Origin of the sequence: Kitasatospora sp. NPDC057904 (assembly GCF_042887925.1) — a bacterium.
Lineage (GTDB): Bacteria > Actinomycetota > Actinomycetes > Streptomycetales > Streptomycetaceae > Kitasatospora.
This window is the reverse complement of record NZ_JBHVOL010000001.1, coordinates 483,604-504,687: the sequence shown is the minus strand read 5'-3', so window position 1 is coordinate 504,687 and position 21,084 is coordinate 483,604. Positions and strand designations below refer to the sequence as shown.

Below are 21,084 nucleotides of genomic sequence, written 5' to 3'. Positions count from 1 at the left end.
ACATTCCCTCAGGGCTTGAGGATCAGCCGGATCGGGTTGCCCGCCTTCTGCTCCAGGGCTTCGACGGCCTTGGCGGCGTCGGCGAGCGGGAAGGTGCCGCTGACCGAGCGGGAGAAGTCGAGGCGGCCGCCCCGTGTGAGGGCGACGAGGTCGATCACGTCCTGGGACTGGGAACCGTAGTGGCCGCGGATCTCCTGGCGCAGGAAGCTGACCATGGTGCCCTTGGTGATGGTGAGGGGCTGGTCGGTGAGGCCGACCAGGACCAGGCGGCCGCGTTCGCCGAGGGCGGCCATCGCCTGCTCGCGCACGGGGGCCGCGCCGGCGAAGTCGAAGGCGGCGGCGAGCGGGCGGCCGCCGGTGGCCTCGCGCAGGTGGGCGGCGAACCCGGGGTCGAGCGGGTCGAGGGCGGCGTCGGCGCCGAAGGCGAGGGCGCGTTCGCGGGCGGCGGGGAGGGGGTCGACGGCGACGATGGGGAAGGCGCCGATGGCGCGCAGGAGTTGGACGCCGTGGGCGCCGAGTCCGCCGACACCCCAGACGCCGACGGCCTCGGCCGGGCGGACGGCGCCGGTGGCGGTGATGGCGGCCCACGGGGTGGAGACCGCGTCGGGGATGAAGCAGGCCTGCTCGAAGGGGAGTTCGTCGGGGATCGGCACGAGGGTGGTGGCGGTCGCGAGGCTGTACTCGGCCCAGCCGCCGTCGTAGTCGACGCCGCGCGTGAAGACGACGCCGCCCCGGTGCTCGCCGGCCTGGAGGAGGACGCGGTCGCCGACGGCGGCGGTGGTGACGCCCTCGCCGAGGGTGTGGACGGTGCCGGCGACCTCGTGGCCGAGGGTCACCTTGTCGCCGGGGAGGTAGAAGGGCTTGAGGGTGCCGTCGATCAGGTGGACGTCGGACAGGCAGACGCCCGCCGCCTCGACCTTGATCAGGACCTCGCCGGGGCCGGGCACCGGGACGGGCACCTCCTCGACGGCGAACGTGCCCTTCGTGACGTCGAGGCGGCCGGCGAGCATCGTGGCGGTCATCCGGATCTTCCCTTCCGACGGGGGCGGCGCGGCCGGGGGATCGTCTCCGGGCCCGCCCCGCGCACTTACTTGTTGGTCAACAAGCAAGTTCGACACTAGCATGGTGCCATGCCCACGCACGATGGTCCGGACGCCGCTTCTCCGGGCACCCCGTCCCGCCGCACCCAGGCCGAGCGGCGCGCCCAGGCCGAGGCCGCCCTGATCGCCGCCGCGGCCCGGCTGATCGCCCAGCACGGCAGTGCCGGCGTCACGCTCGCGCGGGTGGGGGAGGAGGCGGGCTTCAGCCGGGGGCTGGCCTCGCACTACTTCGGCTCGAAGGCCGCCCTGCTGGCCCGGCTGCAGGAGGAGGCGCTGGCGGAGGCGATGGCCGCCGCCGCGCCCGAGCGCAGCGGTGCCGGGGCGGTGGACGAGCTGTGCGGGTTCGCCCGGGGGTGCCTGGAGGGGGTGCGGAAGCCCACCGACCTGGGGCGGGCGTTCGTCGTCCTCGGGGCGGAGGCGCTCGCGGGGGCGTCCGAGCTGACGGCGGCGGTCGCGGAATTGGACGCCCGTACGCGGGCGTGGGTGGCCGACGTCGTCCGGCACGGCGTGGCCGGGGGTGAGGTGCGGGCGGCGCTGGACCCCGGGGCGTTCGCGCTGGCCATGGTGGGCCTGGTCAAGGGGCTCGTCGTCCAGGGCGCCACCGACCCGGACGCGTTCGACGTGACGGCCGCGACCGCGGAGGCCGAGCGCTGGATCCGGCTGGCACTGGTCGCCGCCTGAGTCCGGCCGCGAGGCGTTACGGACGGACCGTGAGGCCGTCCAGCACGAGGTCGAGCAGGCGCTCCGCCTGCGGCCGGTGTTCGGCGCCCGCCGAGGTGAGGGCGATGCCTTCGAGGGCGGCGAAGACGTCGGTGGGCCGGATGTCGGTGCGGATCGCCCCGGCGGCCGTGCAGGCGTCCATCAGCGACGTGATGGCGGCCTGGATCATCTCCCGGCTGTGCCCGTAGGGGCTGCTCCCGGTCGCGGCGATCGCCCGCAGGGCGTCGATCATGCCGTACTTGGCGGTGACGTAGTCCAGGAAGAGGCGCGTCCACGCCCGCAGGGCCTGCATGGGCGGCTCCTGCGCGAGCAGGGCGGGGGCGGCCTCGCACAGGTGGGCCACCTCGTTGCGGTAGACCGCTTCGACGAGGGCCTCGCGGGTGGGGAAGTTGCGGTACAGCGTCGCGCTGCCGACGCCGGCCTCCCTGGCGATGCGCTCCAGGTGGGCGTCCAGGCCCTCCGTCGTGAAGACGCGCACGGCGGCCGTGAGGATCTTCTCCCTGTTGCGCTGCGCGTCGGCCCGCAGCGGTCGCGGCGCTACGTCGCTCATCGGTGTTCGCCATCCCTTCCCGGAAGTCTGGCGGCAGCCTATCGACTTGCTAAGCGGAGGCATCCCCACTTAGCGTGAGAATAAGTGGGGGCGTCTCCGCTTTCACTGTGGGTCGTGGTGACGACCCGCACGCAGCCAGGGGAAGGGACCGATCATGTCGGGTATCCAGGGCAAGGTCATCGCGATCACGGGAGCCAGCAGCGGCATCGGGGAGGCGACCGCGACGTACCTCGCCGAGGAAGGCGCCCGGCTCGTGCTCGGGGCCCGGCGCGAGGACCGTCTGGCCGCCGTCGTGGACGGCATCACGGCGAAGGGCGGCACCGCCGTCGGTGTCATCGTCGACGTCACGCGCCGCGAGGACCTCCAGCGGCTGACGGACACCGCCGTCGAGTGGTACGGCCGGCTCGACGTCCTCGTCTCCAATGCGGGCACGATGGCCGTCTCGCCGTTCGACGACCTGCGTCAGGACGACTGGGACGCGATGGTGGCCACCCACATCACCGGCCTGCTCAACGGCATCGGGGCGGCCCTGCCGGTCTTCCGTCGCCAGTGCTCCGGCCAGTTCGTCAACGTCGCCTCCACCGCCGCTTATGTCGTCAAGTCGCCGCAGGGCGTCTATGCGGCGACCAAGACGGCGGTGAAGGTGCTCACCGAGGGGCTGCGGCAGGAATCCGGGCCCGATCTGCGCGTCACCCTCGTCTCGCCCGGCTTCACCAATACCGAAGGGGTCGGCAAGGGTGCCAGCCCCGAGGCGGCCGCCGCGATGACCCGGCAGCGCGACGAGATCGCCATGCCGCCGTCGGCGATCGCCTCGGCCATCGGCTACGCGATCGGGCAGCCCGAGGGCGTCGACGTCAGCGAGATCGTCGTCCGGCCCACCGCGCAGGCCTGACCGTCCATCACATCTTCTCCGCAAGCGGAGAATTGACTGACAGATGTCAACTCCGTCCGCTAGCGTGCCCGTTGGGGGATCGCATACGCAGCAAGGGGAGGAGAAGCATGTCCAGGAGGATGCGCATCGCGGCTCTGACGGCCGTCGTCGTGCTCGGACCGACGAGCACTGCGGCGGCGCAGGCCGCGCCCGCGGGCGAGACCGTCGTGACGGTGAGCGGCGAGCGGCCGGTGCCGCTCGTCAGCCCGGACGGCGGCACGCTGTACGTCGTCGCCGTCGAGAGCGACCGCAGCGTGAGCGTCAAGACGGTGGACGTCCGGACGGGCGCGACGCGGGGGCGGGTGGGGCTGGGCGCGCTGGAGTGGGGCGTCAACGCCGCGCTCAGCGCGGACGGTTCGCGGCTGTACGTCGCGGACGGGCAGCGGCTCGTCGTCGTCGACACCGCGGGGAGGGCCGTGCTCGCGACCGTCGCGCTGCCCGACCAGCCGCGCCCGGCCCGCTGGAGCGCCGGCCCGGCGCTCGGCCTGGCCGTCGGCGCGGACGGCGGCACGGTGTACGTGTCGCAGCGCGGGCCGATGCACTACAAGCAGAAGCCGGGTCCGGGTCGGATGCTCACCTTCGACACCGCTCGGCGGGTGTTCACCGGCTCCGTCCCGCTGCCCTCCAGCGGTGTGGGTGCCCCGGTGGTGCGGCCGGGCGGGCGGGACCTGTACATCGGCACCTCAAGCGGCATCCAGCACTGGAGGACGGCCGGCCCGGCCCTCGTCGGCACGGTGGCCGGGACGGTCTCGGCCGCCGAGTTCGACCTGGCTTTCTCCCCGGACGGCACGCGGCTCTTCGCCGTCGACGGGGGCTCGTCCGGCCGGGGCGACCTCATCGACCCCGCGACCGACACGGTGAGCCGGCACGTCACGCTCGCCCCCGAGGGCTCGACCGTGAACACGGCCCGGGCCGGGGCGGACGGCAGCCGGTTCTACGCGGTGAAGGACAACGCCCCGAACAAGGCGCAGATCCTCTCCGTGGACGCCGCGACCGGCGAGACCGTCCCGGAGGAGGGCGTCACCGTCGCCGAGGAGCAGCTCAGCGGCCTCGCCGTCGGGCCGGACGCCCTCGTCGCCGGCGGGTCCAACGGCGGCTACCAGGCGCGGCTACACGTGATCCCCCTTCCCTGACGACCAGGCCTCGACCCACGCGGCGGGCCACGGGGTGCTCGTGCGCTCGCCGCGGGGGACGTGAACCGCCACGTACCGTCCCGAGGCGGCGAGTCGGCCGTCCTCCGCGCGGATCTCGAAGCGGAGGGTGATGGACGTCGTGCCGATGCGTTCGACGGTGAGTTCGGTCGTCACCTCCTGGCCGAACCACAGCGGCGCGCTGAAGTCGGCCTCGTAGCGGACGCGCGGGGCCGCGCCGAAGTAGCCGGTGATGCCGCGGGTGCGCATCAACTCGGCCTCCGCCGCCTCGACGTAGCGCACGATCGCGGTGTTGTGGTGGTGGCCGGCCGCGTCGGTGTCCATCCACTCGACGCGGCTGCGGTGGACGGCGCTCGCGAAGCGCGCACCGTCCACCGGCTCAGGAGACGGGGGCCGGTTCACGGGGCGGGGTCCAGCGGAGGTGGACGGCCCGGTCGGGGTCCTCGGCGCGCAGCAGGGTGAGGCGGGGGCGGATGGCGTCGGTGCGGGAGGTGGGGGGTTTGCGGCTGCCGGCGCGGTAGGGGAGGGGCCAGTCGGCGGCCGGGCCGCGGTAGTCCTGTTCGGCGGCGGCGTGCAGCGTCCACTGCGGGTCGTAGAGGTGGGTGCGGCCGATGGCGCAGAGGTCGGCGCGGCCGGCCATGAGGATGGAGTTGACGTCGTCGTAGGAGGCGATGGCGCCGACGGCGATGACGGCGGTGCCGGTGACCGCGGCGACCTCGTGCCGGATCCGGTCGGCGTACGGGGTCTGGTAGGAGCGGCCGTAGGCGGGGCGTTCGTCCTTGGTGACCTGGCCGGTGGAGACGTCGATGCCGTCGGCGCCGTGGGCGATGAAGGCGCGGGCGATCTCGACGGCGTCGTGTTCGGTGTTGCCGTCGGGGGCCCAGTCGGTGGCGGAGATGCGCACGATCACCGGGCGGTCGGCGGGCCAGGCCGCGCGGACGGCGTCGAAGACCTCCAGGGGGTAGCGCAGGCGGTTCTCCAGCGGGCCGCCGTACTCGTCGGTGCGGTGGTTGGCCAGCGGGGAGAGGAAGGACGAGAGCAAGTAGCCGTGGGCGCAGTGGAGTTCGAGGAGGTCGAAGCCGGCTTCCGCGCCGCGCCGGGCGGCGGCGACGAACTCGGCGGTGATCCGGTCGAGTTCGGCGCGGGTAAGCTCGCGCGGCGTCGCGGAGGCGGGGCCGTAGGGGACTTCGGACGGTCCGACGACGTCCCAGTTGCCCTGCTCCAGCGGTTCGTCCATGCCCTCCCACATGAGCCGGGTCGAGCCCTTGCGGCCGGAGTGGCCGAGCTGGAGGCCCATCCGGGCGGTCGAGTTGGCGTGCGCGAAGGAGACGATGCGCTGCCACGCGTCACGCTGCCCGTCGTTCCACAGGCCCGTGCAGCCGGGGGTGATGCGGCCCTCGGGGGAGACACAGACCATCTCGGTCATGACCAGGCCGGCACCGCCCATCGCCTTCGAGCCGAGGTGGACGAGGTGGAAGTCGCCGGGGAGGCCGTCGACGGCGGAGTACATGTCCATGGGCGAGACGATGACGCGGTTCTTGAGCTCCAGCGGCCCGAGCCGGAAGGGCTGGAACATCGCCGGGACGACGCTGTCGGCGCCCTGCGCCTTCGCGAAGGCCTCGTCGACGCGGTCGGCGAAGCGCGGGTCGCGGGTGCGGAGATTGTCGTAGGTGATGCGGCGGGAGCGGGTGAGCAGGTTGAAGCAGAACTGCACGGGCTCCTGGCCGGTGTACATGCCGATGTTCTCGAACCACTCCAGGGAGGCCTGGGCGGCGCGCTGGGTGGACTCGACGACCGGGCGGCGCTCGGCCTCGTAGGCCGTCAACGCCCCGTCCAGCGTGGGGTGTTCATGCAGGCAGGCGGCGAGGGCGAGGGCGTCCTCCATGGCGAGCTTGGTGCCCGAGCCGATCGAGAAGTGCGCGGTGTGCGCGGCGTCGCCGAGCAGGACGAGCCCGCCGTCGTGCCAGCGCTCGTTGCGCACGGTGGTGAAGTTGAGCCAGCGCGAGTTGTTGGCGAACAGCCGGTGTCCGTCGAGCTCGTCGGCGAACAGGGCGCGGATCCGCTCCACGGCGGGCTCGTCGGAGGCGCCGGGCGGGAGGTCGGGGCCGGTGTCGAAGCCGGCCCGGCGCCACACGTCCTCGTGCATCTCGACGATGAAGGTGGAGCCGGTGGCGGAGTAGGGGTAGCCGTGGACCTGCATGGTCCCCCACTCGGTCTGCTTGATGAAGAACTGGAAGGCTTCGAAGACCAGGTCGGTGCCGAGCCACATGTACTTGTTGCGGCGGGTGTCGAGCGTGGGCCGGAAGGCGTCCGGACTCGCCTGCCGGACGGCCGAGTTGACGCCGTCGGCGGCCACGACCAGGTCGTGCCCGGCGCGCAGCGCGGCGGTGTCCGGCGCGGGCGTGCCGAAGCGCAGGTCGACGCCGAGGCCGCGGCAGCGCTCCTGGAGCAGGTGCAGCAGCTCGCGGCGGCTCATGGCGGCGAAGCCCTGGCCGCCGACGGTGTGGGTGCGGCCGCCGACGTGGATGTCGATGTCCGTCCAGCGGGCGAAGCGGTCGGCCATGGCGGCGGCGAACTCGGCGTCCGCGTTCTCGATGCCGCCGAGCGTCTCGTCGGAGAAGACCACGCCGAAGCCGAAGGTGACGTCGGGCGCGTTGCGCTCCCACACGGTGACCTCGTGGGCGGGGTCGAGCTGCTTCATGAGCGCGGCGAGGTACAGGCCGCCGGGGCCGCCGCCGACGATCGCGATCTTCACTGGGTTCCTTTCTCGGCAGGGGCCTGGCCGCCGCTGCGCTCGCCGTCCGCGACGAGCCGGCGCAGCACGAAGCGCTGGAGCTTGCCGCTGGTGTTGCGGGGCAGGGCGTCGCAGAACCGCACGTCGCGCGGGTACTTGTAGGGGGCCAGGACCTGTTTGACGTGGTCCTGGATCTCCCTGGCCTTGGCGGCGGCCGCCTCGCCGTCCGGGACGCCGTCGCGCAGGACGACGAACGCGCAGACGACGGAGCCGCGTTCGGGGTCGGGCTTGGCGACGACGCCGGACTCGACGACGTCCGGGTGGGTGTCGATGGCGGCCTCGACCTCGGGGCCGCCGATGTTGTAGCCCGAGGAGACGATCATGGCGTCGCTGCGGGCCTGGTAGAAGAAGTAGCCGTCGGCGTCGCGGTGGAAGAGGTCGCCGGTGACGTTCCAGCCGTCCACGACGTACTCGTCCTGGCGCGGGTCGTCCAGGTAGCGGCAGCCGACCGGGCCGATGACGGCGAGCCGGCCGGGCTCGCCGGGGCCGAGCTCGTGGCCGTCGAGGTCGAGGATGGTGGCCCGGTAGCCGGGCAGCGGGCGGCCGGTGGCGCCGGGGCGGATGTCGTCGCCGGCGGCGGAGATGAAGATGTGCAGCAGCTCGGTGGCGCCGATGCCGTCGATGACGCGCAGGCCGAGGCGGTCGCGCAGCTGCTCCCAGGTGCTCTGCGGGAGGTGCTCGCCGGCCGAGACGGCGACGCGCAGCCCGGCGAGCCGGTGCTCCTGCTCCTCCCGCAGGATCGCCTTGTACGCGGTGGGGGCGGTCGCGAGGACGGTGACGCCGTGGCGCTCGACGTGTTCGGCGAGCTGGAGCGGGGTGGCGGTCTCGGTGAGCAGCACGCAGGCGCCGGCGCGCAGCGGGAAGACGACGAGCATGCCGAGGCCGAAGGTGAAGGCGAGCGGCGCGGAGCACGCGACGGTGTCGCCGGGGCCGAGGCCGAGGAGGGGGCGGCCGAAGGTGTGGTCGATGGAGAGCACGTCGCGGTGGAAGTGCATGGTGATCTTGGGGACGCCGGTGCTGCCGGAGGTCGGACCGAGCAGGGCGACGTCGTCGGCGGCGGTCGGGACGTTGGTGAACTCGCCCGACTTGGCGGCGGTGCGGGCGAGGAGGTCGTCCGGGGTGTCCGCGCCGTGGGTGACGATCACGAGGGAGGCGTTCTGGAGCCGCTCGACCTCCTCGGTGTGGCGGTGGTCGACGAGTGCGACGGCGGGCCTGGTGCGTTCCACGACCGGGGCGAGCTCGCGGGCGCGCAGCGCGGCCATCGTGGTGACGGCCACGCCGCCCGCCTTGAGCACGCCGAGCCACGCGGCCACCGCCCAGGGGTTGTTGGGCGAGCGGAGCAGCACGCGGCCGCCGGGCACGAGGCCGAGGTCCTCGGTGAGCACCTGGGCGACCTGGTTGGCGCGGCGCCGGAGGAGGCCGTAGGACCAGGTCTCGCCGTCGGGCGTGCGGAGGGCGGGGAGGTCGGGGCCGTGCTCCGCCACCGGGCGGTCGATCAGCTCGGTGGCGGCGTTGAGCCGGTCCGGGTAGTGCAGTTCCGGCGTGGTGAACTCGATCGTCGGCCAGTGGTCCGCCGGCGGGAGGTGGTCGCGGGTGAAGGTGTCCTGGTGGGCCGAGGGTGAGAGGGACAACGGACGGGTCCTTCCGGGGGAACTCGCGGGCGGTGGGGGCGCCGCGGGCCTGTCTTCGAACCCCCGCCGTCCGCCCGGAGGGCGGGCGTGGCGGCGTCTGGGTGCGTGCATCGCAAGGCGGAGGAGGGAGTTCCATGCGGTGGGGGCACCTCCCGGCCGTCAGGCTGGGGGACATCGGCGACCGACGACAACGCGGCGAGGTGCGTGCCCAGACGCCGCCACGCAGGCGGGGGTTCGAAGACAGGCACGATCAGGTGGTGCGGATCATGCCCTCCTGGGCGACGGTGGCGAGGTGGCGGTGGTCGCGGGTGAAGAACCTGCCCGTGCCGAGCCCGCGTCCGCTGTCGGCGGCGACCGCCTCCTGCACGTACAGCAGCCAGTCGTCCACCGGTCCCGGCCGGTGGAACCACATGGCGTGGTCGAGGCTCGCCGTCACCAGCCCGGGCCGCGCCCACGCGAGGTCGAGCACGCGCAGGACGGGCTCCAGGATCGTGTAGTCGCAGACGTAGGCGAGGGCGGCCTGGTCGCGCTGCGCGTCGGTGAGGCCCTCGACGGGCCGCAGGTGGTCGAACGGCTTGATCCAGACGGCCTGGTGGGGGGTCCGCTCGCCCTCGACGGTGAGGTAGACGGGGCCCGGCACGTGGCGCATGTCGAAGCTGCGGCCGCCGGACCAGTAGGCCTTGGACGCGTCGGTCATCGTGCCGCCGGTGCGGTCGGCGAGGTAGGCGGCGGAGCTCGGCAGGTCCTCGGGGGCGGGCAGCGAGCCGTCGAAGCCGGCGGCGAAGGTGCCACCGGGCTCGCCGGCCGCGAAGTTGGCCAGGCAGACGTACAGCGGCTTGCCGTTCTGGTAGCCGCGCACCTGGCGGGTGCTGTAGCCGCGGCCGTCGCGCAGGACCTCCACCTCGTAGCGGACGTCGGCGCCGATGTCGGCCGGGCGCAGGAAGTAACCGTGCATCGAGTGCAGCGACTTGCCGTCCGTCAACGAGCGCATCGCGGCGGCGGCGGCCTGGGCGACGAGGTCGCCGCCGTAGGCCTTGGGCCACGGACAGGGCTGGGTGGTGGCGGTGAAGGCGAGGTCGAAGTGCTCGGGCTCGGCGGGCTTGAGGGTGACGGCCGAGGTGAAGGCCTCGGAGGTGGGATCGGCGGCCATCAGCGGTCCGTCCAGTCGCGCAGGTCGTCGTCGGCCACGTCCGGCAGGTTGACGACGATGTTCTCGGGCGTGCGGGTGGTCATCCACACGAGGCGCTCGGTGCGCGAGAGGTTGCACTCGATGTGGGGCATGAACGGGGGCACGAAGACCCAGTCGCCCTGCTCCATGTCGACGTAGTCCTCGAACCGTTCGCCGAAGTAGATGCGGCCGCGGCCCTCCAGGACGTAGCCGCCGGTCTCGGCCTCGCCGTGGTGGTGGGTCACCGAGCGGTAGCCGGGCTCGTTGCTGACCTGGCCGAACCAGAGCCGGCGGGCGGGGGTGTGCTGGATGCTCACGCCCGAGATCCGCACGGCGCCGCCGGAGTCGGCGGTGCCCGGGTCCTCCATGCCGCGGCGCGTGACGACGGGGGCGACCAGACCGCTCGGGAGGCGGTACATCGAATTGTCGCCGTCGAGTTGGTACTTGCTGAGATCGGGCTCCATGCGGACGGCTCCGTTTCTCGGGATCGGTATCTCGTTTTTTTCACGACCGTCATCTAGTGTCAATACATCTCGCCCCGACACACGATGGAGGCCGCATGACGCCGGTGCCCGTCAACCCGAGCTCCCTGCCGAAACCGAGCGGTTACTCGCACGGGACGCTGGCCGGCAACATCCTCCACCTCGGCGGACAGACCGCCCTCGACGCCGGCATGCGGATCGTGCCGGGCGGCATCGTGGAGCAGTTCCGGCAGGCATTCGGCAACGTCCTCGCCACCCTGCGCGAGGCGGGCGGCGAGCCGCAGGACCTGGTCAGCGTGACGATCTACCTGACCGACATCCCCGACTACCAGGCGCACGGCAAGGAGATCGGCGAGGTCTGGCGCGAACTGGCCGGCCCGGTCTACCCGGCGATGGCGGGCATCGGCTGCACCGCGCTGTGGCAGCCGGAGGCGCTGATCGAGATCCTCGGGGTCGCGGTGATCCCGGACGAGCGGCTGGTGCGGCCCGCGGCGTGAGCCGATCTGCGGGGGTGGAGCACCGCGCATCGGGCAGCGCGAGTGGATCGCCGTGAATCGGGCACCTGAACCGGGCGCCGTGACGAGTGCACGGTGGATCGATCTTCCCTGACGGTCGCAACGGAGGTACCGCAACGATGAAGCTCGCAGCCCTGACGGTCGACGGCCGGCCGCGCGCAGGGGCCGTCGACGAGGACGCGAAGGCCCTGGCCCTGCTGCCCGAGTGGCTCGGCACGGTCGACGTCCTCGTGCGCGGCGGGCCGGAGGGCCTGGCGGCGGCGCGGGCCGCGGTGGCGCACGCGCCGGTCGTCGCGCTCGCGGACGTCCGACTGGAGTCGCCGTTGCAGCACTTCAACCGCGACATCCTGTGCACCGGGTGGAACTACTGGGACCACTTCGAGGAGTCCCGCGGCAAGCGCGGCGGCCAGGACCCGGCCGGGCGGCCCGACCGGCCCACCTTCTTCACCAAGGGCCCGGACACCGTCATCGGCCCGGCCGACGACATCGCCTACGACCCGGAACTCTCCGCCCAGTGGGACTACGAGGCCGAGATCGCCCTCGTCATCGGCCGCGACGGCCGGTCGATCCCGGAGTCCGAGGCCCTCGGCCACGTCTTCGGCTACCTCGTCGCCAACGACGTCTCCCAGCGCGACCTCCAGCGCGCCCACGGCGGCCAGTGGCTCAAGGGCAAGAGCATCGACGCCACCATGCCCCTCGGCCCCTGGCTCACCACCGCCGACGAGGTGCCCGACCCGGGCGCCCTGCGCGTGCGCTGCGAGGTCAACGGCGAGCCGCGCCAGGACGCCACCAGCGCCCGGATGGCCTTCCCGATCGCCCGGTTGATCGCCGAGCTGAGCCTGGGGATGACGCTGCGCGCCGGCGACGTCCTGCTCACCGGCACCCCGAGCGGCATCGGCAGCGCCCGCGACCCGCAGGTCTTCCTGCGCGACGGGGACGTCGTCGTCACGCGCGTCGACGGGCTCGGCGAGCTGCGCAACCGGGTCGTGCGGACGTCGCTGATGTGATGACCCGCAGAGGCGATAGGCTGCCCGCGGCCGAGCTTGATCAACACCGGGCTTGATCCACGATGCCGGCCCGAGACGAGGAGAGCGCACCTGTGACGGCCGGGCACGAGGAGTCCCCCGCGGCCGGCCGCGACGCGCGGCACGGCCCCCTGATCACGACCACCTTCGGCCTGTACGCGCGCGGTGAGGAGAACTGGCTCTCCGTCGCGTCGGTGGTCCGCCTGATGGGCGACCTCGGCGTCGAGCCGCCCGCCGTCCGCTCGTCCATCTCCCGCCTCAAGCGGCGTGGCGTCCTGGAGAGCGGGCGGCACGGGGGCGCCGCCGGGTACGCGCTCGTCCCGTCGGTGCTGGAGACGCTCGCCGAGGGCGACGCCCGCATCTTCGAGCGCGTGCGCGCCGTGCCCGAGGACGGCTGGATCGTCGTCGTCTTCTCCGTCCCCGAGTCCGAGCGCCAGAAGCGCCACGAGCTGCGCACCAGCCTCACCCGGCTCGGCCTCGGCACCGCGGCGCCCGGCGTCTGGGTGGCGCCGGGCAACCTCGCCGCCGAGACCCGCCGCACCCTGGAGCGCCGCGGGCTCGCCGCCTACGTCGACATCTTCAGCGGCGAGCACTACGCCTTCGGCGACCTGCGCTCCAAGGTGCGCAGCTGGTGGGACCTCGACGAACTCGCCGAGCTGTACGCAGAGTTCCTCGCCCGCCACCGCCCGGTCCTGGACCGGGTGAAGACCTCCGGCGTCACCCCGCTGGAGGCCTTCCGGGTCTACGTCCCGATGCTCACCCAGTGGCGTCGCCTCCCGTACCGGGACCCCGGCCTGCCGCTCTCGCTGCTCCCCCCGGGCTGGAACGGGGTCAGCGCCGGCGCCCTGTTCGACGAGCTCAACGCGATGCTGAGTACGGGCGCGCGGGAACACGCGCTGTCGGTGATCCACGCCGAGTAGGCGCGGGGGCCTTGCCCTTGAGGCCGAACAGGCCGACCAGGACGCCGACGGCGGAGAATCCGACGCCCACCCACAGCGCCGTGGTGAAGCCGTCGACGAACACGGCGGGCGAGGAGTACGCGCCGGGGCGGGCGAAGACGGAGGCCAGGACGGCCACGCCGAAGACGCCGCCGAGCTCGCGCATCGCGCTGTTGGCGCCGGCCGCCATGCCGACGTCCCGGTCGTCGACCGACTCGACGACGGCGTTGGCCACGGTCGGGAACACCAGGGAGGTGCCGGTCCCGGCGATCGCCAGGGCGACGCCCAGCGCGGCGAAGCCGGAGGCCGGCTGGGCGATCCCGGCGACCCAGGCGAGCCCGCCGGCCTGGAGCAGCAGGCCGAGGACGATGAACGGCCGGTTCCCGTAGCGGTCGGCCAGCCGTCCGGCGAGCGGCGCGACCACCACCGGCGCCGCCGTCCAGGCGAGCAGGCGCAGGCCCGCCTGCATCGGGGTGAGGCCCTGCGCCGTCTGGAAGAACTGCGCCATCAGGAACAGCGCGCCGAACAGGCCCGCGTAGAGGAAGAAGCTCACGCCGTTGGCCGCGGAGAAGCTGCGGCGCCGGAACATCGCGAGCGGCAGCATCGGCGCCGGGGCCCGCCGCTCCCACCACAGGAACGCGCCGACGACGGCCGCGCCCGCGAGCAGCGACCCGAGCACCTCGCCGCTCGCCCAGCCGACGGTGTTCGAACGGACCAGCCCCCACGTGAGGCCGAAGAACCCGGCCCCGGCGAGCAGCAACCCGGGTACGTCCAGGCGCGGCCGCGGACCGAAGCTCTCGCGCAGGCGGGTCGCCGCGAGCGGGATCAGGGCGAGGCCGATCGGCACGTTCAGCCAGAAGATCCAGTGCCAGCTGATCCCCTGCACGACCGCGCCGCCGACCACCGGACCGGCCGCCACCGCCAGCCCGGCGATGCCGCCCCACAGGCCGATCGCCATGCCGCGCTTCCCGGCCGGGAACGCCGCGCTGATCAGGGTGAGCGTCAGCGGCATCACCAGCGCCGCACCCGCGCCCTGCACGGCCCGGGCGGCGATCAGCGCGCCGACCGTCGGGGAGAGCGCGGCCGCGGCCGAGGCCGCCGTGAACACGGCCAGCCCGACGGCGTACATCCGCCGCCGGCCGAATCTGTCGCCCAGCGCGGCGCCGGTGAGCAGCGCGCAGGCGAAGCACAGGTTGTAGGCGTTGACCGTCCACTCCAGGTCGGACAGGCCGCCGTGCAGGGAGATCCGCAGCGCGGGCAGGGCGGTCGTGACGACGAGGGTGTCGAGGGCGGTCATGAAGACGCCCAGCGAGGCGAGGACCAGGGTCCAGGCCTGCCGGGCCGGCCGCGCGGGGGCGGCTTGTGCGGTGGCGGTGGTCATCGGGACGCACCTCCTCGGGGTGGGTGGCTTGCACGGGTGGGACGAACGGGAACGCGTCCGGAGGACAGCGATGGCCGGGTGCGCGGTGACGTCGGAGGATGGAGTGGTCCATCCGGCTTCGTCCCGTTCGTCCCATCTGTGACCGACCGATTTCGGGACTCCGGTCCACTCGGTCCAAGGACTGTTGCGAGGAGGACGACATGCGATACCTGCTGATCATCTGCACCGACGAGAACGCCATCGGCGCCCTCGGCCCCGACGAGGGCGCGGCGATGCTCGCCGAGTACACCGCCTTCGGCGAGGAGATGGGCCGCCGCGGCGTCCTCCTCGGCGGCGAGCGCCTGCGGCCGACCGCCGACGCCACCACCGTCCGCGTGCGCGACGGCGACGTGCTGGTGGCCGACGGCCCCTTCGCGGAGACGAAGGAGCAGGTCGGCGGCTACTACATGGTCGACGCCCGGGACCTCGACGAGGCGATCGAGATCGCCTCCAAGATCCCCGGTGCCCGGCACGGGACGATCGAGGTGAGACCGATCTGGGAGCGCTGACCGACCGCGCGGCGGACGCCGTCGCCGAGACCTTCCGCTCCGAGTGGGGCCGCATCGTCGCCGTCCTGATCCGCTGGACCGGGGACTGGGACCTCGCCGAGGAGTGCGCCCAGGACGCCTTCACCAAGGCGCTGGAGCGCTGGGGCCGCGACGGCGTCCCCGACAACCCGCGCGCCTGGCTGATCACGACGGCCCGCAACCGGGCCGTCGACCGGCTGCGCCGCGCCCGCACCGAGGCCGCCAAACTCCGGGAGGTCGCCATGGACCCGGACCCCGGGCCGGCCCCGGTGGATGGCGGCGGCGCGGACGAGGCGGACGAGAGCGGCATCGCCGACGACCGGCTGCGGCTGATCTTCACCTGCTGCCACCCGGCGCTGCCCCTGGAGGCCCGCGTCGCGCTCACCCTGCGCACCCTCGCCGGGCTGACGACCGCCGAGATCGCCCGCGCCTTCCTGGTCTCCGAGCAGACCATGGCCAAACGGCTCGTCCGCGCCAAGGCCAAGATCCGCGACGCCGGCATCCCGTACCGGGTGCCGCCCGGCCCCCTCCTGCCCGAGCGCACCGCCGGCGTCCTCGCCGTCCTGTACCTGCTGTTCAACGAGGGCTACAGCGCGACCGAGGGCGCCGAACTGATCCGCACCGGCCTCTGCGCCGAGGCGATCCGGCTGGCCCGCCTGCTGTCCGCACTCATGCCCGACGAGCCGGAGACCCTCGCCCTGCTCGCGCTCATGCTGCTGCACGACGCCCGCCGCGCGGGCCGGGTCAACGCGGCCGGGGAGCTCGTGCCGCTGGAGGAACAGGACCGCCGTCGGTGGGACGCCGCGTCGGTGGCGGAGGGCTGCGCCGTCCTCGACACGGCCGCGCGCCGGGCCGCCCGGCCGGGCTTCTACCAGCTCCAGGCGGCGATCGCCGCCTGCCACGCGACCGCCCCCACGGCCGCGGACACCGACTGGGCGCTGATCGCACGGCTGTACGGGCTGCTCGCGGAGCTCACGTCCTCGCCGGTGGTCGCGCTGAACCAGGCCGTGGCGCGGGCGATGGCCGAGGGCCCGGCGGTCGGCCTCGACCTGGTGGGGCGGCTGGCCGAGGACCCCCGGCTGGCCGGGTACCACCTGCTGCCGGCGACGCGGGCCGACCTCCTGCGCCGGCTGGGCCGCCGGCCGGAGGCCGCGGCGGCGTACCGCGAGGCGCTCGGCCTGACGGCGAGCGCGGCCGAGCGGCGCTACCTCCGGCGACGGCTGGCGGAGGTCGGGGGGTGAGTGGTCCGACGGAGACGACTCCAAGGTCTCGGACGCGCATTCGACGAAGATCACAAAGCGGCAGGTCGGCCAAGATCGACGGGAACATCGGTTCGTCCGATGATCACCGGGAGGGTGATCATCCGTTACTCCGAGCAGCTCCTCCCACTTAGGCACGGTGCTCGACCCCGGGAGCCAAGTTCCGGGGATCACTTGTGACTTGGGAGGACCGTGTTCCACTCACCACCCGCGCCCGCCCGCCGCGGCCGCATCATCGCCGCGGCGGCCGGAGCCGCAGCCGTCTTCGCCATCTCGGCCGGCGCCCCGGCGGTCGGCGCCCAGACCCCGACCGCCGAACCGGCCTGCACCGGTGCGGCGGGGTCTGACATGCAGGTCACCGGCGGCACCGTCACGTGGTGCCCGACCGCCGCGGGCGGCCGGCTGACCTTCACCAACACCGGCCGCGCGTACCGCGACCTGTCGCTCGTCGTCTACAACTGCGACGGCGGAAAGGGTACTTCGGCCGACCTCAAGAAGTGCGCCGCGTCGATGAAGGGGATGAACGACATCGAGTGGCGGCAGGTCAAGTCGAAGGAGAGCGTCCACGCCGACTTCGACATCCAGAAGGGCTCCAACGCCCAGGTCTGGTGGACCGCCGACGGCACCGACAAGGCCACCGACATGAAGCTCCTGGGGACGCCGTGGAATTCCTGAACCGCTCCCGCGCGGCCGCCCTCGCCGCCGCGCTGCTCGCCACCTCCGTCCCACTGCTCGCGGTGCCCCAGGCGGCAGTCGCGCAGCAGCCCACCGTCGAGTGCGACGGCAAGTGGCACTTCGAGCCGGTCGGCGACCCGGTGTTCAAGCGCGAGATCGCCGACAAGTTCACGCTCGACAACCGCAAGGGCCCCGAGCCGCTGGACGAGACGGTCAAGACCAAGGAGTCGGTGACCAAGAAGTTCTCCCACAAGGTCGACCTCGGCTACGAGATCAGCACCGAGGCCAGCGCCAGCTTCGGGATCTTCTCGGCCAGCGTGCAGAGCAAGTTCTCCGCCTCCTACGGCTTCGCCTTCGCCGAGACCAACTCGGTGGAGAAGGAGACCGAGATCCGGCTGGTCGCCGGCCCCGGCGTCGGCTACACCCGGTACGTCGGCATCGAGACCGTGCAGGTCACCGGCTACTACGAGCGGATTCTGGACTGCGACAAGAAGTCCCAGCGTTACCAGCGGATCGGACCGGTCATGGAGGAGGCGCCGCTCAAGGGCAAGGCCGTGTGGACCGAGACCCTGCCCGACTCGAAGTGAGGACCAGCCAGATGACCGTCATGACCGTCAACCGCCGGGGCGCCCGCCTGGCCAGGGCCGCCCTCGCCCTGGCCGGCGCCGCGGCACTCACCTGCGGAACGGCAGCCGCCGCGGACGGGCCGCAGACCGCCAACCCGCCCGGCGTGCACCTGCTGAACCCGGAGATGAAGGAGAGCAAGGCGACGCCGTGTCCGGCGGGGTGGCTCTGCATCTACGGCGGCTTCGACTACACGTGGGGCGCGATCGCCGTCCTGCCCGGCAGTCAGGTCGAGAACATCGAGCGGATCAAGTTCACCAACGGCAGGTCCTTCACCGGGGGCGAGGGAGTCTCGTCCTGGGTCAACAACTCCCCGGTGCACTACTGCTGGTACGAGGGAGCCGGATTCACGGGCGCCTCGCACGAGTTCGCGTCCCTCGGCAAGGAAGACCACATCAAGCCCAACGACGCGCTGAAGTCGTTCAAGCCGTGCTGACCCCGGACCCGTCCGACTCCTCAAAGGAGGAACGCTCGTGAGCCTGCCCCTCAAGCGCACGGCGGCGGCCGTGGCCACCGCCGTGCTCGGGGTCGTCCTGACCGCCACCGCCGGCCAGGCCGCCCAGTCCGCGCCCGCCCCATCCGCCCCCAGCGTCCGTGCCGGCGGCGTGGACGCCACCACCGCCAAGGTGGAACGCCTGTGGGCCGTCGACGGCGACGACCAGAAGGTGCCCAGTGGCCAGCAGGTGCCGGTGCGCCTCAAGGTCCGGGCCGTCGACAAGGACCGCAAGCCGGTCAAGGGCGCGACCATCGCCTTCTCCACCCCCGGCCCCGGTCTCAAGTTCCCCGACGGCAAGGACGACGCCGCCGTCACGACCGACCAGGACGGCTACGCCACCGCTCCCCAGCTGACCGCCGCGGGCCACGCCGGGCCGGACCTGGTCACCGCGAGCGCGGGCACCAAGGCCCAGGTCGCCTTCTCGATCACCATCGCCTAGGAGCCCCGAACCACGTGAACGCAACAGTCAACCGCCTGCCCCGCCGCTACCTCGGCCGGGCCGCCATCGGCGCCGCGGCCACCGTGCTGCTCGCCGCGGCCGGCACGGTGGCGGCCACCGCCGACACCACCCCGGCGGCCACGGCCAAGCCGCAGGTGGCCACCCCGCACTGGGAGTACCGCTGGGCCATCGCCCAGCCCGGCGGCAAGAACGTCGGCGACCTGGAGAAGCTGGGCAAGGAGGGCTGGGAGGTGGTCGCCCCCGTGAACCCCTACTCCGGTGACCGCTGGAACTTCCTCCTGAAGCGCCAACTGCCCTAGTGATAGGTGTCATTGTCTGACGACAGCTCCCTCCCGGTTCGCGCCGGGAGGGAGCCGTCCGGCGCGTGGCGTAGCGGGCGCACCGCTTGTAGCGCCTTGTACGGATCGCTACGCTGTCCGGCATGAAGCAGCTGAACGTCCGGCTGGACGACCAGGTCCACGAAGCGCTCGAACGGCGGGCGGAAGCGGCGGGGATGAGCCTGCCGGACTACGCCCGCAAGGTTCTGGCGGAGGAGGCCGACGAGCAGCGCGAGCGCTTCCTGACCGCCGCCGCGCACTTCTCCCAGGCCTGGGCGCCGGCCTTCGAGGCCGAGTTCGGCCCCTACCCCGAGAGCGTTGCGCGCCGACCCGGCACGGCGGACGCGGCGTGATCCTGCGCATCGACCGGGCGTGGCTGTTGGACATCGCCCACCATTTCCTCCCGGCGGATCCGGATGTCACCGACTACGGGACCCTCGCCGCCGCTGTGGCTCGCCACGTCGACGAGGTCATGGAGGTGCCGGTCTACGCGGGCGCGCACCAGCGCGCGGCCGCGCTCATGCACCAGCTCATCCGGGTCCCGCCGCTGGAGTTCGCCAACGAGCACTTCGCGGCCGTCGTCGCCGCCGCCTACCTGAGCGCCTCCGGCGTGATCGTCACCGTGGAACCGAAGTCCGCGGCCGAACTCGCCGCCCGCATCCGGGACGGGCAGGCCGACATCCGCGAGATCGCCGCCGTGATCCGGACCTGGTACCGCTGACGCGGACGGTCGGGTCGGGCCGCCCGGGGCGTGAGCTCCGGGGCGGTCTCGGCGCTGTGCTCCCGGTCCGTTCACTTTAGGGTGGAAATGTTCCGCTGGGCCGGGTGTCGGGAGGTGGGCGAGGTGATCCGCGGCGTCCACCTGGAGGCGCAGTGGCGGCGGGAGGCCCTGCGGACGAACCTGTGGGTCGTGCCGATCCTGGAGGTCGGCCTCGCCGGGGTGCTGTTCGTGGTCACGCTCGCGCTGGACAAGGCCGCCTACCGGGGGGACCTGGGGCTTCCCACCTGGGTGATCAGCGGGACCGCGGACGCGGCACGGCAGATCCTCGCGGCCATCGCGGCCGCCCTGATCACCGTCGTCGGCGTGGTGTTCTCCATCATGATCGTGACGCTGACGCTGGCCTCCACCCAGTTCGGGCCGCGCATGCTGCGCACCTTCATCCGGGACCGGACCACGCAGCTCACCCTCGGGACCTTCGTCGGGACGTTCGTGTACGCGATCCTCGCGCTCGTCGTCATCGGGCCCGGGACGCACGGGGACTTCGTGCCGCACCTGTCGATCACCGTGTGCATGGTGCTCGTCATGGCGGACCTCGCCGTGCTGATCTTCTTCATCCACCACATCGCGACGTCGATCCAGCTGCCCCGGGTGATCGCCAGCATCGCGACGGAGCTGTCCGAGGCCATCGAGGCGAGTGCGGGCGGGCCGGGGCCGGCGGCGGGGGTCGCGGCGAAGGGGCCGACGGTCGAGGAGCTGAACGTCCGGCTGGACACCTCGGGGGCCGCCGTCCCGGCGCCCGCCAGCGGGTACCTCCAGTTCGTCCGGCACCGCACGCTCGTGCGGATGGCGGCCGGACTGGACGCCGTCATCCGGCTGGACCACCGGCCCGGGCACTTCCTCGTGCAGGGGCACCAGCTCGCCACCGTCTGGCCCGCCGAGGCGGCGCCCGAGGTGGCCCGCAGCTTCGCCCGCGCCCACATCACCGGCTCGACCCGCACCCTCGCCCAGGACATCGCCTTCGCCGTCGACCAGCTCGTGGAGATCGCCATCCGGGCGCTGTCCACCGCCGTCAACGACACCTTCACGGCCCTGACCTGCATCGACTGGCTCGGCGAGGGCCTGTGCCGGATCGCCGCCCACTGGAGCCCGAACCCCGTCCACCGGGACGAGGACGGCTACATCCGGGTGATGACCGTCCCCGTCAGCTACGAGCGGCTCGTGCAGCGGAGCTTCGAGAAGATCCGCCAGGCCGCCCCCGGCATGCCGGCCGTCCTGATCCGCCAGCTCGACGCGCTCGCCGAGATCATGACCGAGACCAGGACCGAGCAGCAGTGCCGGGTGCTCATCGCCCAGGCCGAGATGATCGAACGCCTCAACCAGGAGTCGGTGGCCGAGGCCACCGACCGGGACGACGTCCGCCGCCGCTACCTCGGGGTCCTGGCCGCGTACGGCGAGGCGCGGGCCCGGCGCGGGCCCGACGTCAGCCCGGAGTGACGGAATCGCTCGAAAGGGTGAATTCGTGACGTTCGGGGTGAGGGCGCCGCAGCGGGGCATGATCGTACGCGGACATCCATGAGGGC

Annotated in this window: 24 protein-coding genes; 16 read left to right on the top strand and 8 right to left on the bottom strand. The window is 73.0% G+C overall.

What is annotated here, in order from left to right:
- Nucleotides 1-8: 8 nt before the first annotated feature.
- Nucleotides 9-1,022, bottom strand: a complete 1,014-nt coding sequence (locus ACFVSN_RS02460) for an alcohol dehydrogenase catalytic domain-containing protein (RefSeq protein WP_380491081.1) — start codon at nt 1,020-1,022, stop codon at nt 9-11.
- A gap of 108 nt (nt 1,023-1,130) precedes the next feature.
- Here ACFVSN_RS02460 and ACFVSN_RS02455 point away from each other — a divergent pair, with 108 nt between their 5' ends.
- Nucleotides 1,131-1,781, top strand: a complete 651-nt coding sequence (locus tag ACFVSN_RS02455; protein WP_387601085.1) for a TetR/AcrR family transcriptional regulator — start codon at nt 1,131-1,133, stop codon at nt 1,779-1,781.
- 16 nt (nt 1,782-1,797) lie between these two features.
- On the opposite strand, the gene ACFVSN_RS02450 is transcribed toward ACFVSN_RS02455, so the two are convergent.
- The gene (locus ACFVSN_RS02450) at nt 1,798-2,370 is read right to left on the bottom strand and encodes a TetR/AcrR family transcriptional regulator (RefSeq protein ID WP_387601082.1); all 573 of its coding nucleotides are present in this window, start codon (nt 2,368-2,370) and stop codon (nt 1,798-1,800) included.
- A gap of 154 nt (nt 2,371-2,524) precedes the next feature.
- On the opposite strand from ACFVSN_RS02450, the gene ACFVSN_RS02445 reads away from it, so the two are divergent.
- Together ACFVSN_RS02445 and ACFVSN_RS02440 are read left to right on the top strand one after the other, a co-directional pair.
- The gene (locus tag ACFVSN_RS02445) at nt 2,525-3,262 is read left to right on the top strand and encodes an SDR family oxidoreductase (RefSeq protein ID WP_387601079.1); all 738 of its coding nucleotides are present in this window, start codon (nt 2,525-2,527) and stop codon (nt 3,260-3,262) included.
- 107 nt (nt 3,263-3,369) lie between these two features.
- Entirely contained in the window at nt 3,370-4,434 is a 1,065-nt protein-coding gene (locus ACFVSN_RS02440; protein WP_387601076.1) for a YncE family protein, read from the top strand.
- On the opposite strand, the gene ACFVSN_RS02435 is transcribed toward ACFVSN_RS02440, so the two are convergent.
- The 5 genes from ACFVSN_RS02435 to ACFVSN_RS02415 all read right to left on the bottom strand — a co-directional run bounded on the left by ACFVSN_RS02435 (nt 4,411) and on the right by ACFVSN_RS02415 (nt 10,509).
- Nucleotides 4,411-4,827 carry an acyl-CoA thioesterase gene (locus ACFVSN_RS02435; protein WP_387601074.1) on the bottom strand — a complete coding sequence of 139 codons (417 nt, stop codon included), beginning with the start codon at nt 4,825-4,827 and terminating at the stop codon, nt 4,411-4,413. The two genes, ACFVSN_RS02440 and ACFVSN_RS02435, sit on opposite strands and share 24 nt — an antisense overlap.
- A 4-nt stretch (nt 4,828-4,831) precedes the next feature.
- Nucleotides 4,832-7,207 carry a bifunctional salicylyl-CoA 5-hydroxylase/oxidoreductase gene (locus ACFVSN_RS02430; protein ID WP_387601071.1) on the bottom strand — a complete coding sequence of 792 codons (2,376 nt, stop codon included), beginning with the start codon at nt 7,205-7,207 and terminating at the stop codon, nt 4,832-4,834.
- Nucleotides 7,204-8,877: an AMP-binding protein gene (locus tag ACFVSN_RS02425; protein WP_387601068.1), complete on the bottom strand. Its 1,674-nt coding sequence runs from the start codon at nt 8,875-8,877 to the stop codon at nt 7,204-7,206. Before ACFVSN_RS02425 ends, ACFVSN_RS02430 begins: the two co-directional genes overlap by 4 nt.
- 250 nt (nt 8,878-9,127) lie before the next feature.
- Nucleotides 9,128-10,027 (bottom strand): acyl-CoA thioesterase, encoded by a 900-nt coding sequence (locus ACFVSN_RS02420; RefSeq protein WP_387599483.1) that lies wholly within the window; start codon nt 10,025-10,027, stop codon nt 9,128-9,130.
- Nucleotides 10,027-10,509 (bottom strand): cupin domain-containing protein, encoded by a 483-nt coding sequence (locus tag ACFVSN_RS02415; protein ID WP_387599486.1) that lies wholly within the window; start codon nt 10,507-10,509, stop codon nt 10,027-10,029. The genes ACFVSN_RS02420 and ACFVSN_RS02415 overlap by 1 nt, the downstream gene beginning before the upstream one ends.
- A gap of 95 nt (nt 10,510-10,604) precedes the next feature.
- On the opposite strand from ACFVSN_RS02415, the gene ACFVSN_RS02410 reads away from it, so the two are divergent.
- The 3 genes from ACFVSN_RS02410 to ACFVSN_RS02400 all read left to right on the top strand — a co-directional run bounded on the left by ACFVSN_RS02410 (nt 10,605) and on the right by ACFVSN_RS02400 (nt 12,987).
- Complete coding sequence (locus ACFVSN_RS02410) at nt 10,605-11,024, top strand: RidA family protein (RefSeq protein WP_380491098.1); 420 nt, start codon at nt 10,605-10,607, stop codon at nt 11,022-11,024.
- A gap of 137 nt (nt 11,025-11,161) precedes the next feature.
- A complete protein-coding gene (locus tag ACFVSN_RS02405) occupies nt 11,162-12,049 on the top strand; it encodes a fumarylacetoacetate hydrolase family protein (RefSeq protein ID WP_387599489.1) in 888 nt (295 codons plus the stop codon).
- A 62-nt stretch (nt 12,050-12,111) separates the two neighbouring features.
- Nucleotides 12,112-12,987 carry a PaaX family transcriptional regulator C-terminal domain-containing protein gene (locus tag ACFVSN_RS02400; RefSeq protein WP_380440868.1) on the top strand — a complete coding sequence of 292 codons (876 nt, stop codon included), beginning with the start codon at nt 12,112-12,114 and terminating at the stop codon, nt 12,985-12,987.
- On the opposite strand, the gene ACFVSN_RS02395 is transcribed toward ACFVSN_RS02400, so the two are convergent.
- Nucleotides 12,926-14,386: a DHA2 family efflux MFS transporter permease subunit gene (locus ACFVSN_RS02395; RefSeq protein ID WP_387599492.1), complete on the bottom strand. Its 1,461-nt coding sequence runs from the start codon at nt 14,384-14,386 to the stop codon at nt 12,926-12,928. The two genes, ACFVSN_RS02400 and ACFVSN_RS02395, sit on opposite strands and share 62 nt — an antisense overlap.
- 200 nt (nt 14,387-14,586) lie before the next feature.
- Here ACFVSN_RS02395 and ACFVSN_RS02390 point away from each other — a divergent pair, with 200 nt between their 5' ends.
- The 10 genes from ACFVSN_RS02390 to ACFVSN_RS02345 all read left to right on the top strand — a co-directional run bounded on the left by ACFVSN_RS02390 (nt 14,587) and on the right by ACFVSN_RS02345 (nt 20,998).
- Nucleotides 14,587-14,934 carry a YciI family protein gene (locus tag ACFVSN_RS02390; RefSeq protein ID WP_380440910.1) on the top strand — a complete coding sequence of 116 codons (348 nt, stop codon included), beginning with the start codon at nt 14,587-14,589 and terminating at the stop codon, nt 14,932-14,934.
- Nucleotides 14,931-16,193 carry an RNA polymerase sigma factor gene (locus ACFVSN_RS02385; protein ID WP_387599567.1) on the top strand — a complete coding sequence of 421 codons (1,263 nt, stop codon included), beginning with the start codon at nt 14,931-14,933 and terminating at the stop codon, nt 16,191-16,193. The genes ACFVSN_RS02390 and ACFVSN_RS02385 overlap by 4 nt, the downstream gene beginning before the upstream one ends.
- A gap of 210 nt (nt 16,194-16,403) precedes the next feature.
- Nucleotides 16,404-16,886: a hypothetical protein gene (locus ACFVSN_RS02380; RefSeq protein WP_387599495.1), complete on the top strand. Its 483-nt coding sequence runs from the start codon at nt 16,404-16,406 to the stop codon at nt 16,884-16,886.
- The gene (locus ACFVSN_RS02375) at nt 16,874-17,473 is read left to right on the top strand and encodes a hypothetical protein (protein ID WP_387599498.1); all 600 of its coding nucleotides are present in this window, start codon (nt 16,874-16,876) and stop codon (nt 17,471-17,473) included. Before ACFVSN_RS02380 ends, ACFVSN_RS02375 begins: the two co-directional genes overlap by 13 nt.
- An 11-nt stretch (nt 17,474-17,484) precedes the next feature.
- Nucleotides 17,485-17,946 carry a peptidase inhibitor family I36 protein gene (locus tag ACFVSN_RS02370; protein WP_387599501.1) on the top strand — a complete coding sequence of 154 codons (462 nt, stop codon included), beginning with the start codon at nt 17,485-17,487 and terminating at the stop codon, nt 17,944-17,946.
- Nucleotides 17,947-17,983: 37 nt separating this feature from the next.
- A complete protein-coding gene (locus tag ACFVSN_RS02365; protein ID WP_387599504.1) occupies nt 17,984-18,445 on the top strand; it encodes a hypothetical protein in 462 nt (153 codons plus the stop codon).
- A 14-nt stretch (nt 18,446-18,459) separates the two neighbouring features.
- Nucleotides 18,460-18,765: a hypothetical protein gene (locus ACFVSN_RS02360; RefSeq protein ID WP_387599507.1), complete on the top strand. Its 306-nt coding sequence runs from the start codon at nt 18,460-18,462 to the stop codon at nt 18,763-18,765.
- Nucleotides 18,766-18,887: 122 nt separating this feature from the next.
- Nucleotides 18,888-19,136 (top strand): plasmid mobilization protein, encoded by a 249-nt coding sequence (locus ACFVSN_RS02355; protein WP_380440851.1) that lies wholly within the window; start codon nt 18,888-18,890, stop codon nt 19,134-19,136.
- Complete coding sequence (locus ACFVSN_RS02350; RefSeq protein ID WP_387599510.1) at nt 19,133-19,504, top strand: fic family toxin-antitoxin system, toxin component; 372 nt, start codon at nt 19,133-19,135, stop codon at nt 19,502-19,504. The genes ACFVSN_RS02355 and ACFVSN_RS02350 overlap by 4 nt, the downstream gene beginning before the upstream one ends.
- A 114-nt stretch (nt 19,505-19,618) precedes the next feature.
- Entirely contained in the window at nt 19,619-20,998 is a 1,380-nt protein-coding gene (locus ACFVSN_RS02345; protein WP_380440847.1) for a DUF2254 domain-containing protein, read from the top strand.
- Nucleotides 20,999-21,084 lie beyond the last annotated feature (86 nt).